This window comes from Microvirga sp. GN3, assembly GCF_055792825.1.
In genome coordinates, this window is sequence record NZ_JBVVAK010000169.1 from 1 (window position 1) to 15,760 (window position 15,760).

A 15,760-nucleotide genomic window follows, 5' to 3' on the forward strand; every position below is an offset into this window, starting at 1 on the left:
AACCATCTTGGCCCGCGGTCATGCGCGACCGCACCGACAGGCCGGACATATGGGCGCAAGCGATCCGATCATAGTACTGACCAACACCCTTGTGAGGAGGAAGCCGTCCACATATAGGATCTGTGGTGAGGAAACAAAAGGCACTTCGCTTCATCTCATCCTCCCGTTGGTGTCATGTTATTGGTACAGACTGCTACTTGGGCTGAATGCCGGCGGCCTTGACGATGTCAGAACCTGGAACTTGGCAGGCGCGGCACTCACGGGCGGCTAATTCCCTGAGTTCTACTTCTACTCACAGACAAAGTTCGAGGCATCGTCTGTGCTGCCAGTGCCTCGATACGCTGCCTTCTTGGGAAACGGGCAGATTGGCCTCGTGCGAACCGTGTTTCCGTCGACGACGCGCGATGCGACGATACGATCCGGTGCAACACCCTGCTCAACCCAGCGATCAAGAGCCATGAGCACGTCGTGCTCCGGATCGAGCACAGGTGACGGACTTGATTGATTGCCGAAGTTCGTTGCGCCGGCGCCCCCGCTACAGTGGCCCATGCCTGGAACAAGGAACAGTCGCAGAAATGTGTCTGTCTCGGATCGGCTGCCTTGAAGCGCAGTGACCTTTTCGATGTAGCCGATTGTGTCAACCGCATTGACGACGGGGTCCTGCCAGCCTTGGTACACGATCGCTTTGCCACCGCTGGTCTTGAAGCTGTTCAAGTCCGGGTTGGTTTGGTCGACAAGATGGCCCAGCTTCGCCTCGGCGAACAAAACGTCGCGATCATAGTCGAATGTCCACCAGTTCCACTGTGGGTTCTCAAAGGCCCACAGGCGCCAGAAGTCCGCCCGCACCGGTTCGGTCGTTCCCCAGTACTGCGGCCACCCTGCTTCCGTGCCAACGACCAGGCCAGGATACAGGTGGGCCCCGGTACGAGGGTTTTTAGGGCCGGCATATATCTTCTGTGCCACCGCAACCTGTTCGGCGGTCAGGCAATTCGCGGCGTCACCCCCACGGCATTGCAGGGATGCGACATCGAATCGATCCGTCGTGCAAGCCTGCGGGTCTTCGATAACACCGTCCGTCACGCCATCGAGGCGGTCACACGCGGCGATTGCCGACTGCGTGATGAGCGTCGCTTTCGGTGCCGTCAGGATAACTGATCCATTCGTGTTGACAGAACGATTGGACAGGAAACGATGGAGGAACTCCACGTTCAAACGGGTTCGATTGTTCCCCGGAGCACCGGCAATGACGCTGTCAAAGTCCTCCGGATAGTTCTGCATCTCGGCATAGCCCTGGTGCCCCCCGGTCGAGCAGCCGTAGTAGTAGGCCCGCTTTGCGTCCTGAGCGCGTAGTTCCGAAACGAGTTGCTTCCCAGGCACGGTGATAGCGTGGATCGAGCGCTTGCCCCAATCGGCGATCCTCTCCGGATGCCCGACCCCCCAGAACATTTCGTTCGGATCGGCTGACTGATGCCCCGTGTCTCCGCCAATCACCGCATAGCCCTGGCGCAGTGCGTAGGCCATATCCGTATAGCTGAGGACCGGGCTGTAGCCGCCATTGCCGGTGGTGACGAGCTTGCCGTTCCAACTGCTGCCCTGGGGCACCCAGACCTCGAATTGAATCCGTGAGTCAGGGGTCGGAGAGGCAGTGGCCTGAATACGGCAGAAGGCAGGGAGATTGGCGAGAGGTTTCGTGGTGACTTCCGGTGTGTAGGAGCCCTGCGGGATCTCCGACGCCGCACGTACTCTTGCTCCCTCCAGCTTGATCCCGGTGAGCGCGGCGGTATCGCAAGCTTTGGCAGCAGCAGCAGTGGCGCCCATGCCGATCTCGCTCAGCAGGGCCAAGCCGATGGCACTAACCGCCAAGGTGCAATTGCTGAAGTTCATAATGTTTCCTCCTCACCCGTAGAAAGATTGAGAGCCACCGACCTTCCGGTGGCCATCATTCGGGCTGGATTCCCGCGGCCTTGACGATGTCGGCCCACTTCTTGATCTCGGCACCGACGAACGCCTTCAGCTCCTCAGGCGTACTGGCCTCCGGCTCGATCCCGGCCGTGAGGAGCTTGTCCTGGGTGGTCTTGTCGTTGACCGCGGCCACCAGCGCCTCGCGCAGCTTGTCGACCACAGGCTTCGGGGTCTTGGCCGGCACGAACGCGGCAAACCATGCGGCGAGGTCGTAACCCTTCACGCCTGCCTCCTCCATGGTCGGCAGGTCCGGTGCCAGCGGGCTGCGCTTGGCCGTCGACACCGCAAGACCGTTCGCCTTGCCGGCCTTGACCTGGGGCAACGTGGTCGAGATGTCGGCAAAGACGATGTTGATCTGCCCGCCGAGAAGATCCGTGATGGCCTGAGGATTGCTCCGGTACGGCACGCCCCGGATGTCGACGCTGCCCAGGGACTTCAGCATCTCGCCGGCAATGCGGGATGAGCTCGAACCGAACCCGAAGGTGAGCTCGCCGGGTTTTGCCTTGGCATGGGCAATGAGTTCCTGCACGTTCTTGGCGGGTACAGACAGGTTCGTGATCAGTGCGAGGGAAATCGTGCCGAGCTTCGTCACCGGCTCGAAGCTGTTGATCGCGTCGTACGGCACGTTCTTCATCAGGCTCTGGTTGGCGCCATGCGTCGTGTTCGTGGTGATCAGCACCGTGTGGCCGTCAGGCTCGGCCCGGGCCACGTTCTGGGCGGCCAGGTTGCCGTTCGCGCCGGCCATGTTCTCGACGATGATCGATTGCCCGAGCGTCTTGGAGGCATGCTCGCCCACGATGCGGGCGAGAGCGTCCGTCGCGCTGCCGGCGGCGAACGGCACGATGAACTTGATGGTCCGGGTCGGATAGGTCTGCGCCGCAGCAGGCCAAGCGGCCAGCACGGTTCCAGCAAGCGCCAAAGCAGCAGTCCAGGTCTTCACTCTCATGGGGTGCCTCCTCCAGGGGATGATTGTTGTGCGTCGCCTTGGGCTGGCGCTTCGTAGGTGTTGGTCTCTTCCGGAACCTCGAGATCGAGCAGAGCGGAGCTCAGGCTCTTGCCGTGGGTGTCGAGGATCAGCGAGCGGGTCACGCCGCCACCGAGCGCCTGGCGCAGGACGAAGTTCAGGGCGCCGAGGCTCGGGATCTCGTAGCGGATCACCTCCCCTGCCACGAGGTCGCCGAAATGGGCTTTGACGCGCTCGGACGTCACATGCCGGATCAGCAGAGGGTAATCCTGCTCGTCATAGGCGATGACCGAGATGCTGGACGTGTTGCCCTTGTCGCCGGTGCGGGAGTGGGCAAGCTGTCGGAGCTTCATCTCAGCACTCCACGTAGTGAACGGTGGGACGGACGAGGTCGCGCGGGATGTAGGTCGAGAGGATGCCGACCACCTCACGGGCGGACTTCGTCACCCCTCCCCCACCAGCCGGGCCGTTGGTGTAGAGGGTCTCGACCTCGTTGCCGATCCGCACGGCCTCAGCAAGGCTGTCGGTGCGCCCGACGACGCGGACGCGGACCTCGTAGGGCTCATGGCGGCTGCCGCTCCTCGAGAGCCTATCTCCATGGAGAGAATTGACACCGATGAGATCGAAGCGCAGCTCGGAGGTGTGGACACCCGTGAGCTTGAGGCGTTCCCTGACGATGTCGAGCGCCAGTTCGCCGCGGGCACGGGCGCCGGGTCCGGCATAGGAGATCTGCCCCTCGCCGACGAAGCCTTCGACTGTCCCAATGGACACCTTCAGGGCCTCCGGCTGGGGGCCACCAGAGGCACCCTGGATGCGGACCTGGTCAGGCCCGATCTCCTCAACGGTGACGCGCGAGAAGTCGGCAATCACGTCTGGGGTAAGATACCGCGCCGGGTCGTGGATCTCATAGAGGATCTGCTCCTTGCAGGTGGCGGGCGTGACCCGCCCCCCAGACCCCGCCACTTTCGTGATGACGACGGAGCCATCCTCACTGATTTCGCCGATGGGGAAACCCAAGCAGGCAAGGTCGGGAACATCCTTGTAGCTGGGATCGGCGAAGTACCCGCCCGTCACCTGCCCGGCACATTCGAGAAGATGCCCGATCAGTGTGGCCTGGCCGAGCCGATGCCAGTCGTTCAAGCTCCAGCCGAACTCATGGATCAGAGGCCCGACGAAGAGTGAGGGATCGGCAGCCCGGCCGGTGATGACGATGTCCGCGCCCATGGCGAGCGCCTCGGCAATGGGCTGTGCCCCAATATAGGCATTGGCTGACACGACGCGGTTGCCGATATCAGCAACGGCAGCACCTGTTTCCTCGACGCGGTAGTCACCGTTGGACAGATGGGGCAGGACGTCATCGCCAATGACGGCCGCAATCTTGAGGCCTTTGAAGCCAAGCTCCTGGACAACAGCCCGGGTTCGCTCGGCTGCGGCAATGGGGTTGGCCGCTCCCATGTTTGTGATGATCCGGATGCCCTTGGAATGGCAGAGAGGGAGAACCGCCCGAAGCCGCTCCGGCAGCAGCGGATCATAGCCGGCAGCGGGATCCTTGAGCTTGGCTTGCTGGGCCAGGGCGATGGTGCGTTCAGCGAGGCACTCGAACACCAGATACTGAAGGTCGCCCTTCTCAGCGAGCTCGATGGCCGGCTCGATCCTGTCACCGGAATAACCTGCGCCGGCGCCGATCCTGATCTGTCTCATGCGTGCCTCCGGATCTCACACGCATTACAGGCCGGAGCCGGTAATCACACAATTGAAATGATTGGATCACAGTAATAATCTGAATTTATGAATCCCGACCTCCGCCAGATCCGCGCCTTTGTTACGGTGGCCCAGCTTGGCAGCTTCACGCGGGCCGCCGGCCTCCTGAACCTGTCGCAGCCGGCGCTCACGGTGCAGATCCGCAATCTGGAGCAAGCCTTGGGTGTGCGTCTATTCGACCGCAACACCCGTACTGTCTCCCTCACAAGGATGGGCCGGGAACTCGTGCCGGCGTTGCAGCGCATCGTGCGAGACCTCGACGCTGTTGTGGCCGAAGCCCGGGACGTGGCTGCCCAGCGGCACGGTATTGTCCGCCTTGCCGCCCTGCCCTCCTTTGCTGCGGGTGTCCTGCCGGAGATCATCGCCCAGTTCCGGGAGGCAAACCCGAAGATCTCGTTCGTGATTCATGACGTGATTGCCAGCGGGGTCATTGCCCAGGTCCGCGAGGAGCAGGTTGACCTTGGGCTGACAGGCGGCCGGATCGTCGATCCCGATTTCGAGGTGCTGCACACGACGCAGGACCACATGCATGTTGTCTACCCGCTTGGACATTCGTTCGGCGACATGGAACAGGTTGATGTAGAGGCCTTGACCCGCCATCCGCTTATTCTGATGCATCCGGCCACAAGCGTGCGTGCGGTGGTGGATGCAGCGTTCCTTGCGGCCGGCCGACTGCCGATCGTTGCCGCCGAAGCAACGTACATGTCGACGGCGGTGGGCATGGTGCGGGCGGGCTTGGGGGCCGCCATCCTGCCCGGCTCTGCCATGGAAGTCCGAGCTGAGCAGACCTTGCGCTCGCGTCCTGTCAATGACCGGCGATTTACCCGGGCGGTCTCGATCATCAAGAAGGCGGAGCGGACACTTCCGCCCGCCAGCGAGAGCTTTGCCCGCGAGTTGATCCAGGCGCTACAAACCACCTGAGCAGATCATCAGACCGTGTTGCACGGATCGGTTGGTGGACGCACTGAGCCCACCCCATGCCTTTCGTTTAGGCGATGCGGACGGACTTCGGGCGTCCAAGCTCGAGCATACGGTTCAGGACATGAACGGTGATCGCGACCTCCGTCAGGCGACGCTGATCCGTCCGTGAGCGTAAGCCGTTCCCAATCACTCGTTTCAGCCGGCTGATAGTGGCCTCCACCAGAGCCCGACGCGTGTACCCGGACCTCTTCTGCCAGCCGATGCGTCCATACTCGGCGATGCTTTGGAGATGCCGGTCACGCTGGGTCGGAGTGGTCTCCACATCATCGCTCAGCACTGCGGTTGACCGGGGTGGAACGATCATGTCAGCCTCAGGATGGCGCTGGGCGACAGTGTCGTAGACGCCGATTTGGTCGTAGGCACCATCACCAGTGAACGAGCCGAGTGGAGCTGCGATCTGGTCGAGCAAGGGCTCGACCTGCGCGCCGTCATCAACATCGCTGGTCGTCAGCTCAGATGCCAGGATCTGTCCAGTCTCAGCATCGACACCGATGTGCAGCTTGCGCCAGGCGCGGCGCCTCCGGGTGCCGTGCTTCTCAAGCAACCACTCGCCGGGTCCGCCGAGGCGCAGGCCCGTGCTGTCGACCAGCAGGTGAATGGGCCCGGTGCATGACTGTGGCCGTGGCACCTCCAGGGTTTCGGCACGCCGGCTCAGGGTGGAGTGATCGGGCACGGCCAGGTTCAGGCCAAGGAGCCTCAGAACTGAGCCGATCAGCCCTTCGGTCTGGCGCAGTGCCAGCCGGAACACCGCCCGCAGGGTTAGGGCCGTCCTGATCGCCAGGGCTGAGTAATGCGGCTGACCGCCCGGTGTCGTGCGGGGCTCGGCCCGCCAGGCGGCAATCGCCTCCTCAGAGAACCACACCGTGAGGCTTCCGCGCTGGCGCAGGGCAGCATCGTACTCGGCCCAATTCGTCACTCGGTGCCGCTGCTTCGGAATGCGGTGACGGCGAGCGGCATTGGCTTTGAAGGGCACAGTCGAAATCTTTGGTCAGGAGCCGAATAGGCCCCCTACGCTACCCAGCCGCGGTTACCAACTCGCTCATCCATGCAACAAGGCGGCAGCAGGGTGTCGAAATGACCGGGCGTGATGGCGCCGTTATTGTCCCACCACACGGTGTTTTCCGTGGTCTCGTCGCGCACCACGAACTTGTCCTTGGGCGAACGGCCCGTGTGGACGCCAGTGTCGGCCAGGAGCGCACCGCCCTGGACGAGCTTGGTCTCGCCCCGGGTCAGGGACTGCTCGTAGAGCGCGGGCGCCTCAAGATTCCAATAGACCCGTTTGAGATTGCGGAGACCGGAGGCCTCTGCGCCCTGTGCGCTGTTGAAAACGCCGATATTTTCCACGGAAGAACGCCTTTCATGTAGAGGTAGATACGAGGATGGAGCAAGTGCTGGCTGGCGCTGCATTCGTCCTTACGCCAGCGTGTCAATTGTCCACAGTGCCATCGGTCTGCTGAAGCGCTCTATATAGAGGCTTTATGCAGACCTGGATGGCAGTAGTAAATTCGGGAGGAACTGGCAGTCCCAAGTTGGACATCTTGGCCAGATTGGCCCCCTTGCCGCCGAGCAGGTTCTTCATCCCCGCCTGGCCCTCGGCCTTACCGTCCCCGAAGGTGTAGACCCACTGCGTCATGATCCGGGTGTTCTGCCAGAAAAGAAAGAAAGTATCTGCTTATCCACGACGGGACTCCACGATGTAGGGACGTTCCGGCGAACCGGTATAGAGCTGGCGCGGGCGGCCGATACGCAGGGACGGATCCTCGATCATCTCGCTCCACTGGGCGATCCAGCCGACCGTGCGGGCGAGCGCGAACAGCACCGTGAACATGGAAGTCGGGAAGCCCATCGCCTTCAGCGTGATGCCCGAATAGAAGTCGATGTTCGGGTAGAGCTTCTTCTCGACAAAGTAATCGTCCTTCAGCGCGATCTGCTCGAGTTCCACGGCCACATCGAGGAGCGGATCGTCCTTGATGCCGAGCTCGTTCAGCACCTCATGCGTGGTCTTCTGCATGATGCGGGCGCGCGGGTCGTAGTTCTTGTAGACCCGGTGGCCGAAGCCCATGAGGCGGAACGGATCGTTCTTGTCCTTCGCCTTGGCGATGTATTCCGGAATGCGATCCGGCGTGCCGATCTCTTCCAGCATCTTCAGCGCCGCTTCGTTGGCGCCGCCGTGAGCTGGCCCCCACAGGCAGGCGATGCCGGCCGCAATGCAGGCAAACGGGTTGGCACCCGAGGAGCCAGCCAGACGCACGGTCGAGGTCGAGGCGTTCTGCTCGTGATCGGCGTGCAGAATGAAGATCCGGTCGAGAGCGCGCGAGAGCACCGGATTGACCTTGTACTCCTCGGCCGGAACCGCGAAGCACATGCGCAGGAAGTTGGACGAGTAGTCCAGATCGTTCTGCGGATACACGAAGGGCTGACCGATGGAATACTTGTAGGCCATGGCGGCGAGCGTCGGCATCTTGGCGATCATGCGCATGGACGCGATCATGCGCTGGTGCGGATCCGAGATGTCGGTGGAGTCGTGATAGAAGGCCGAAAGGGCGCCGACGCAGGCGACCATGATGGCCATCGGGTGCGCATCGCGGCGGAAGCCGGTGAAGAACCGGTTCATCTGGTCGTGCACCATGGTGTGGCGCGTGACGCGGTAATCGAAATCGGCCTTCTGGGCTGCGGTCGGCAGCTCGCCGTAGAGCAGCAGATAGCAGGTCTCCAGAAAGTCGCCATGCTCGGCGAGCTGGTCGATCGGATAGCCGCGATAGAGCAGGATGCCCTCGTCGCCGTCGATATAGGTGATCTTCGACTCGGTCGCCGCCGTCGAGGTGAAGCCGGGATCGTAGGTGAACATCCCGGTCTGGCCGTAGAGTTTCGAGATGTCGATGACGCTCGGGCCAATGGTGCCTTCTTTGACCGGCAGTTCCACGGACTTGTTGTCAGCTTGAAACGTAAGACTCATGTTCGAACTTCCTGGTCTTAGCAAGACGCGGTCAAACCACATGTCAATGTAGCTCGGTCTGCCACTGTCGGATCGTTGATGTGATGTTCTGATTCACGTTCTCAACGTCATGAACCATGAAGCGTACCGACACCTGATCGAGAGCGACTGAGGCGGCTTCCATCCTGGTTCGCAGAGATTGACAGCAGCGGTCCGTTCGACTGCGTCAAACTCAAAGTAGCCGCAGCTGTCGAGGGTCGTGCTGGCGGCTTGGGAGTAGACCTCAAGCTAGAAAGTCAATAGCGCAGGCATAGCGTCTTTTGGCTGAGGCAACTCTATCGGCCGCCCTTCCTCGGCACTGAACCGCGCCAATGTCACGGTTCGTATGCTGTCGGGTTGGCCCGGCATCACGGCCGGTGCGGCGCGACAGCACCGGCGCCCAGTCTTCCAGATGGTGCGGCCAGCCGGCTTGGCGCGCCAGCGCCCCTTGCTGATGATGCGGTGCGAAGGGCACCAGTTCGATTGCATCTGCCTGCATGGATTCGGTTCGCCTCATATCTCGTGCGGTTCACGATAGAGGCACCGGCACGGAAGGTCGTTCTGGTCTTGAAGAGGACGGACGCACCATTCTGCTGAAGACGGGCGGAATACGGCACATTCTGCTTTCTCCTGCGCCAGGGCCTTGGCAAAGCCGATCACACCGGCTTTGGCGGCGGAGTAGTTCGCCTGTCCCATCTGGCCCTTCTGGCCGTTGATGGACGAGATAATGATGATGCGCCCGAAGCCGCGCTCGCGCATGCCCTCGATCACCGGGCGCGTGCAGGTGAACATGGAATCGAGATTGGTGCGGATGACGGCGGACCACTGATCGAAGGTCATCTTGTGGAACATGCCGTCGCGGGTGATGCCGGCATTGTTGACCAGGATGTCGATCGGGCCGAGTTCGGCTTCGACCGCTTGGATGCTGCTTTCGCAGGAGGCCGCATCGGAGACGTCGAACTTGAAGACCGGAATGCCGGTCTCCGCTTTGAACTGGCGCGCGCCATGCTGTTTCCTCTCTGTGGGGAGTTGATGAGGTGTCCTACTGCGCCCCGGACATAGCTGCCGGGCGCATCTTCAATGGGCTTGAGCTGGCCCGCGCCAGTCCCGCGTGCCTCGACCCGCTTGTGGTCCTGCCCCTCTAGCCAGGCCTGCCAATGCGGCCACCAGGAACCAAGTGTTCGAGGCGTTCTACACGACCAAGCCCTAAGTATGGGCTTGGCCATCTGCCGGCGATCATCGAGGCGCACAAGGGCTGGCTGTGGGCGAGCGCGAATGAGCCGCAGGGGCCCGTGTTTCACTTCAGCCTGCTGGCAGAGCGAGAGGAGACCGCTCCCGTCGAGCCACTCTGCTGGCACAATTTGCCGGTTACCGACCGCCTAGCCGCAGGCAGGAGTCTTCCCTGCCAAATAGCGCTGCACTTTGAGCGAAGATTTCGAAAAAATGCCGCTAAAAAGCGAAACCTGCTGGCTTTCCTGTGCAATGCTGCGGCATAAGACATCGGCCAGAGCATTACAATCGGCAGCAGGATCAAGAACGCTGCATGCCCGCGGACTTGGGCATCAGTGAAGGAACGAAAGCAAAATGCAAAAATCAGTGCGAAAGTCAGTGCGCCTGAAATCCTTCGAGTTGGTCGCGCGGGATATTGCTGAAGTCGACGTGAACCTGCTTCACGCGCTCTCGATCGCGGTTGGCTGGCCGCATCGGCCCAAGGATTGGGATTTGTTGCGCCGCGCCGGCCACGGCATCGTTGCCGTTGATGGTATCGGACGCGTGTTCGGAAGCGCGATGTGGTTCCCGCACGGAGACGATTTCGCCACCATCGGCCTGGTGATCACAACGCCCCGTACGCAAGCGCAAGGAACCGGCCGATGGCTCATGGAACAGGTGCTGGAGCGGTGCGGCACCCGCAATCTAAGCCTGAATTCGACCCATGCCGCTGATAATCTCTATGTTTCACTCGGCTTCACCAAAGAAGCGATAGTATATCAGTACCAGGGAGAGGTCGCACCGACGATTCCAGCGGTGCCAGCTCTGGACGGTGAACTGAGTGCGCTCTCAAGCGACAAGCTTGAGGAGATCACAGCGCTGGATACGCGCGCATTTGGGACAAACCGCGAGAAGCTGCTTGCATTGCTTTCAGAAAACGCCGCAATTTGCACTCTGAGACGCGGTGGCGAAATCGTCGGCTATTCCATGCGTCGGGAGTTCGGTCGTGGTCATGTGATTGGCCCCATAGTCGCGAGCAATGATCATGACGCGATCCATCTCACGGCCGTGCATCTGAAGGATCTGAGAGGACGCTTCGCCCGCGTCGATACGCGTGAGAAAGACGGCATATTTGTCGAGTTTCTTCAGCAGAGCCGCCTCACGGTTTCCGAGACTGTTACGACGATGTCCAAAGGACGCCCATTCCTGAACCGAGAAGATACCAAGCCGTGGGTTTATGGATTGGCCGGCCATGCGTTGGGCTGACTATGAAAACTCTTTCGAGCAGGTCCTTTAAGAACCGGCCAGATGGAGCGATTGCCAGACGAATCGAAACTGAATGTCTCATGGCTTTCTCTGCTTCGAGCCCGTGATAGGGTTGCCGCTTGCGGGCCTTCGCCACCCTCAGGCGGCGGGAGGGGACGGAGCGGGAAAATGCCGGTTGGAGGAACCGCGTTAGATCAAGAGTTTGATCGCGCCTCTCTCCATGAGGCCTGTACCGAGATTCGGGCGCCCAAGGCTGCGGATTGACAAGCACGGGATGCGGAAGAAATGCCTGACGGTATAGCGTGCGCAGCCAGCACCCAGATCTCAAAAGACAGCCTGGACGTCTATGTCTTGCTGAAAAGGGATCGAGCGGTGGTTCAAAATGACACCGAGCAACTGCGTGCGTCATGCGCTTGCTGGCACCGTACGCCCCAGCGGATGGTCTACGAGGCGACGGGTGCCCATCACCACCTGCTCCGCCTAGGCAAAGGTGCTCATCGCGCTTGAGAACCGTCACGCTGAGATGCTAGCGTTTATCCCAGCGGGGCTGATCGCGACAGAGGGCGCGGCCAATCCCCGCCAAACGCATCTTGCCACGGGATGCACACGTTCCTGACAGCTTCATCGTTAGATATGGGCTGGGCGACGGCCCCTTGCACATGGCAAGGAACAAGTCCCGCGGCATCGTACACTTCTGCGACTGGGGCATTCGGGTCGACCACGAGTTTGACCCGCTGTCACAGACGCTTGCAGCGGCGGCGCCGCTGCGGACGGTATCTTTCACCGAATTCTAACCGTTGATAGCGGGACCTGCGGCCGGATTCCTGCCTTGCCAAGCGAGTTATTTGCCTGTCAGCGGCGTGCGCGCCACAGGGCGGTGCGGTCCTGTATCCGATAGCCTTGAATGAGGGCCGGCATGAACCACGGATTGCTACGATAGAGCGGGATAAAGGCAGGTGGCCGGAAGTCGAAGGCGGTGCGCGCTTGCTCGCTGTGACCCAACACCGTGTGAGCCGCATGTGTACCGATCCACGGTGCCCAGACTACACCCGGACCGTAGAAGCCGGTGGCATAGACCACGCCGTCCTTCTCGAGGATGCGGGGTAGCAAGTCGCGGTCCATCGCCACATTGCCGAACCAGCTGTGAAAAAGGCGAACGTTCTCGAGCTCCGGGGAAAGGTTCACCCGTCCCTTGCCCAGAAAGAGCTTCGGCGCCGCCGGATCGCCTACGCAAGAACTGTCACGCCCCCCTAGCAGAATACGTTTGCCATCGGGCGAGGGGCGGAAACAGAAACCCAGCTGACGGTTCTCGATCATCATCAGCTTCGGCATCAGCCGCGCCATCACTTCAGGCGCGAGTTCCCCGGTGGCGATGATCCGGCTGCGAACCGGGACCAGTCGGCGGCGCAGGAAGGGAATGGCGCCATCGGTATAGCCGTCTGTGCAGACCAGGACCTGCCGCGCCTGCACCGTCCCGGCCGAAGTCACGATACGGAGCCGTCGCCTTCCCTGTTGATCGAGGTTACGGGCGCCCGCGAATGGACCGTCAATCCCGAAGCGAGCGCCACCCGCAGGAGTTCAGCATGGAACTTGGCCGGGTGCAGCCCGCCGATGTCCATCCGGACCGTGCCGCCACGATAGAAGTCGGCGCCGATGTAGTTGCGCGGCTCGGGCTGTGGAACGGCATAAGACTCGATCTCCAGTTTCTTCGCCAGCACCTCGGCGCTGCGCGCCATCGTTTCGTACCGGTCATAGCCGATTGCCCCTTTGAACTGGCCAACCAGCTGGAAGTCGCACTCGAGCCTCTCGGTCCTGATGAAGTCATAAAGGAATTCGCGTGCGATCTTGCCCTCGGCCTCGATCGCCATCGCCTTCTCTTCACCGAAGCGCCGGGTGATCGTGGCGTAATCCGGCCGGATGCTTGCACTGGTAATTCCGCCGTTGCGTGTAGAAGCCCCCTCGCCCGGGTTCATCGGCGTCGAAGGCTGCAACCGAACGCCCCTCCCGCGCCAGCACCAGCCCGGCTGACAGCCCAGCATAGTCCGTGCCCACGATCGCCACATCGAGCTTCTTGGCCAGCGGCTGCTGCGGCAGCGGCTTGACGGGTGCCTCTTCCCACCAGTAGGGCGTGTTCTTGTCTGCGACTCTGGGCTCGTGTATGTGACTAACTTCTCGTTAGCTCCAGACCACAATGTCGCCGTTCCGCCGAGCAACGACAGACGGAAAAGCGAAGAGATGATGGAGGATCTCTTCGACTTTCATGGTGGCCCAGCCGATGGTAGGAACGGGGGCGTACTAAGACGGCTCTGCCCGCAACATGTGCCGAAATGCGTCCCGTCTTAGATGTAAAGTTCCGAATTTAAGTGCCAATGAGGCGCCCCCTATGGCGTGAATCTCGGATACTGATCTCCAACGGTACGATGCGGCCTGGTGGCCTACGACACTGTGATACGGGGTTGCTCGGCGCTTCATTGACAGCTGAGATGGCACTGCCATCGGGCATCTGCGCACTGGCCACCCAGCCAATCAGATGAAGAGCAAAAGGCTATAGAGGTCCTGCGATGCTGACCCAACCCATCCGCCTCCCGGCCGATCACGGCTCCACACGGATCGAGCACGACCTGCTGGGCGATCTGGCGGTTCCCGCCGGCGCCTATTACGGCGTGCAGACGGCCCGCGCCTTGGACAATTTCCAGATCACGGGCATTCCCCTCTCCCATTTCCCCAACTTCGTGCGCGCGCTGGCGATGGTGAAGAAAGCAGCGGCTCGCACCAACTGCAAGCTCGGCCTTCTCCCGGAAAGATTGGAAGCTGCGATTGCGGCAGCTTGTGACGAGGTGATCGCCGGACAATGGCACGACCAGTTCGTCGTTGACATGATCCAGGGTGGTGCCGGCACCTCGACCAACATGAACGCCAACGAGGTGATCGCCAACCGCGCCCTGGAGCTTATGGGCTACGAGAAGGGGCAGTACGAACACCTGCATCCCAACAACCACGTCAACCTGTCGCAGTCCACCAACGACGTCTATCCGACCGCTATCCGGCTGAGTCTCCTGTTGAGCTACGGCGACCTCACCCGAGCCATGGAGAATCTCTGCGCCGCCCTACGCGCCAAGGGCGAAGAGTTTGCGCACATCATCAAGATGGGACGAACCCAGCTGCAGGATGCCGTTCCCATGACGCTCGGCCAGGAATTTCGGGCCTTCGCGACCACCATGAGTGAGGACATCGAGCGCACCCACGAACTGGTGAGACTGTTGCGCGAGGTCAACTTAGGAGCGACCGCCATTGGCACCGGCATCAACACGGATCCGGGCTATGCGGCACTCGTGGTTTCCGAACTCTCCAAGATCAGCGGCGAAGCCCTGGTGCTGGCAACAGACCTCATCGAAGCTACCTCGGACACCGGCGCCTTCGTCACCTTTTCGGGCGTCCTGAAGCGCATCGCGGTGAAGGTCTCCAAGATCTGCAACGATCTGCGCCTCCTCTCCAGCGGCCCACGCGCGGGATTGGGGGAAATCAATCTGCCGCCGGTGCAGCCGGGTTCTTCCATCATGCCAGGCAAGGTCAATCCGGTGATTCCGGAGGTGGTCAACCAAGTGGCCTATCAGGTCATCGGCAACGATCTGACGGTCACGTTTGCGGCTGAAGCCGGGCAGTTGCAGCTCAATGCTTTTGAGCCGGTGATCGCGCTCAACATTCTCCAGTCCATGCGCCTCATGACCCATGCCATGACGGCGCTGGCCGAGCGCTGCATCACAGGCATCACCGCCAACGAGGATCATTGCCGGAAACTGGTCACCCACAGCATCGGCCTCGTGACCGCGCTGAACCCGGTCATTGGCTACCAGAACGCGACCCGCATCGCGCAAACGGCGCAGGCCACGGGCCGGGGCGTTGCCGACCTCGTGCTGGAGGAGGGTTTGCTCAGCCCGGTCGAACTCGATGACATTCTGCGGCCTGAAAACATGACGCGGCCGCGCAGGATCGCACCTCTCCCATCGAACTGAAGGAAAACAGCCATGCTCGTCGGCGTTCCGAAGGAAATCAAAGCCCACGAATACCGTGTCGGGCTCACCGGTACTGTCGCAAACTCGAAGGATCGGCACTTTTAGCCCTATTACGCGTCATAGCAGTAGCTCCAAGCCATTGATTTTCGAGCAGCCAGTCCGTGCGGAGCGGCTGGGATTGGTAAGTAAAAACCGAATTTGCGACAGAACCCAAATTCTAGCGAGGGATTATGAATACAGTTGACAGTGACGCTTCGACGAAGATCTACGACGTGCCGGCCGAGTGGAGCCACCGCGCCTATCTGGACGATGCGGGCTATCTCGCGAAGTACGAAGCTTCCATCACGAACCCGGAGGCCTTCTGGGCCGAGGAAGCCAAGCGCCTCCACTGGTTCAAGGCCCCGACCCGGATCAAGAACACCCATTTCGGGCCCGGCACCGTGGCGATCCGCTGGTTCGAGGACGGCGTCACCAACGTGGCCTATAACTGCATCGACCGGCATCTCCACACCCGCGGCGACCAGGTCGCCATCATCTGGGAAGGCGACGACCCGTCGGAATCGAAGACGATCACCTATCGTGAGCTGCATGACGAAGTCTGCCGCATGGCCAACATCATGCGCAATCGCG

11 protein-coding genes and 3 pseudogenes are annotated in these 15,760 nt (G+C 61.4%); 4 read left to right on the forward strand and 10 right to left on the reverse strand.

The features are described from left to right. Positions 1-288: 288 nt before the first annotated feature. From ACS5Q1_RS40175 to ACS5Q1_RS40190, 4 genes are read right to left on the reverse strand one after another with little or no spacing between them, the layout of a single operon-like run. Entirely contained in the window at positions 289-1,884 is a 1,596-nt protein-coding gene (locus tag ACS5Q1_RS40175) for a tannase/feruloyl esterase family alpha/beta hydrolase (protein ID WP_473103473.1), read from the reverse strand. A gap of 55 nt (positions 1,885-1,939) precedes the next feature. After that, a complete protein-coding gene (locus tag ACS5Q1_RS40180) occupies positions 1,940-2,908 on the reverse strand; it encodes a Bug family tripartite tricarboxylate transporter substrate binding protein (protein WP_473103474.1) in 969 nt (322 codons plus the stop codon). Further along, positions 2,905-3,279 carry an AtuA-related protein gene (locus tag ACS5Q1_RS40185; protein ID WP_473103475.1) on the reverse strand — a complete coding sequence of 125 codons (375 nt, stop codon included), beginning with the start codon at positions 3,277-3,279 and terminating at the stop codon, positions 2,905-2,907. The genes ACS5Q1_RS40180 and ACS5Q1_RS40185 overlap by 4 nt, the downstream gene beginning before the upstream one ends. A 1-nt stretch (position 3,280) precedes the next feature. Continuing rightward, entirely contained in the window at positions 3,281-4,627 is a 1,347-nt protein-coding gene (locus ACS5Q1_RS40190; protein WP_473103476.1) for an acyclic terpene utilization AtuA family protein, read from the reverse strand. An 87-nt stretch (positions 4,628-4,714) separates the two neighbouring features. On the opposite strand from ACS5Q1_RS40190, the gene ACS5Q1_RS40195 reads away from it, so the two are divergent. Continuing rightward, on the forward strand, positions 4,715-5,608 hold the full coding sequence (locus tag ACS5Q1_RS40195; protein WP_473103477.1) for a LysR family transcriptional regulator: 894 nt from the start codon (positions 4,715-4,717) through the stop codon (positions 5,606-5,608). Positions 5,609-5,675: 67 nt separating this feature from the next. On the opposite strand, the gene ACS5Q1_RS40200 is transcribed toward ACS5Q1_RS40195, so the two are convergent. The 5 genes and pseudogenes from ACS5Q1_RS40200 to ACS5Q1_RS40220 form a co-directional block, all read right to left on the reverse strand. After that, entirely contained in the window at positions 5,676-6,641 is a 966-nt protein-coding gene (locus ACS5Q1_RS40200; protein WP_473103478.1) for an IS5 family transposase, read from the reverse strand. Between the two features lie 89 nt (positions 6,642-6,730). Then, positions 6,731-7,012: pseudogene (locus tag ACS5Q1_RS40205) on the reverse strand (phosphoenolpyruvate carboxykinase (ATP)); the annotation flags it as partial. 82 nt (positions 7,013-7,094) lie between these two features. Further along, positions 7,095-7,301, reverse strand: a complete 207-nt coding sequence (locus ACS5Q1_RS40210) for a hypothetical protein (protein ID WP_473103483.1) — start codon at positions 7,299-7,301, stop codon at positions 7,095-7,097. 39 nt (positions 7,302-7,340) lie between these two features. Further along, positions 7,341-8,624 (reverse strand): citrate synthase, encoded by a 1,284-nt coding sequence (gltA, locus tag ACS5Q1_RS40215; RefSeq protein WP_473103479.1) that lies wholly within the window; start codon positions 8,622-8,624, stop codon positions 7,341-7,343. A 627-nt stretch (positions 8,625-9,251) separates the two neighbouring features. Continuing rightward, positions 9,252-9,724, reverse strand: a pseudogene (locus tag ACS5Q1_RS40220) (SDR family NAD(P)-dependent oxidoreductase); the annotation flags it as partial. A gap of 514 nt (positions 9,725-10,238) precedes the next feature. Here ACS5Q1_RS40220 and ACS5Q1_RS40225 point away from each other — a divergent pair. Further along, complete coding sequence (locus ACS5Q1_RS40225; RefSeq protein ID WP_473103482.1) at positions 10,239-11,117, forward strand: GNAT family N-acetyltransferase; 879 nt, start codon at positions 10,239-10,241, stop codon at positions 11,115-11,117. Positions 11,118-11,969: 852 nt separating this feature from the next. Here ACS5Q1_RS40225 and ACS5Q1_RS40230 read toward each other — a convergent pair. Then, positions 11,970-13,277, reverse strand: a pseudogene (locus ACS5Q1_RS40230) (NAD(P)/FAD-dependent oxidoreductase). A gap of 401 nt (positions 13,278-13,678) precedes the next feature. On the opposite strand from ACS5Q1_RS40230, the gene aspA reads away from it, so the two are divergent. Both aspA and ACS5Q1_RS40240 read left to right on the forward strand, forming a co-directional pair. Next, complete coding sequence (gene aspA / locus ACS5Q1_RS40235; protein WP_473103480.1) at positions 13,679-15,130, forward strand: aspartate ammonia-lyase; 1,452 nt, start codon at positions 13,679-13,681, stop codon at positions 15,128-15,130. Positions 15,131-15,360: 230 nt separating this feature from the next. Further along, a partial coding sequence (locus ACS5Q1_RS40240) for an acetyl-coenzyme A synthetase N-terminal domain-containing protein (protein WP_473103481.1) occupies positions 15,361-15,760 on the forward strand: 400 nt, incomplete at its 3' end.

Excerpts from the sequence above, each read along its gene's own strand:
- ACS5Q1_RS40175 (WP_473103473.1), bottom strand. The coding sequence starts at position 1,884 with ATGAACTTCAGCAATTGCACCTTGGCGGTTAGTGCCATCGGCTTGGCC.
- ACS5Q1_RS40180 (WP_473103474.1), bottom strand. The coding sequence starts at position 2,908 with ATGAGAGTGAAGACCTGGACTGCTGCTTTGGCGCTTGCTGGAACCGTG.
- ACS5Q1_RS40185 (WP_473103475.1), bottom strand. The coding sequence starts at position 3,279 with ATGAAGCTCCGACAGCTTGCCCACTCCCGCACCGGCGACAAGGGCAAC.
- ACS5Q1_RS40190 (WP_473103476.1), bottom strand. The coding sequence starts at position 4,627 with ATGAGACAGATCAGGATCGGCGCCGGCGCAGGTTATTCCGGTGACAGG.
- ACS5Q1_RS40195 (WP_473103477.1), top strand. The coding sequence starts at position 4,715 with ATGAATCCCGACCTCCGCCAGATCCGCGCCTTTGTTACGGTGGCCCAG.
- ACS5Q1_RS40210 (WP_473103483.1), bottom strand. The coding sequence starts at position 7,301 with ATGACGCAGTGGGTCTACACCTTCGGGGACGGTAAGGCCGAGGGCCAG.
- gltA (WP_473103479.1), bottom strand. The coding sequence starts at position 8,624 with ATGAGTCTTACGTTTCAAGCTGACAACAAGTCCGTGGAACTGCCGGTC.
- aspA (WP_473103480.1), top strand. The coding sequence starts at position 13,679 with ATGCTGACCCAACCCATCCGCCTCCCGGCCGATCACGGCTCCACACGG.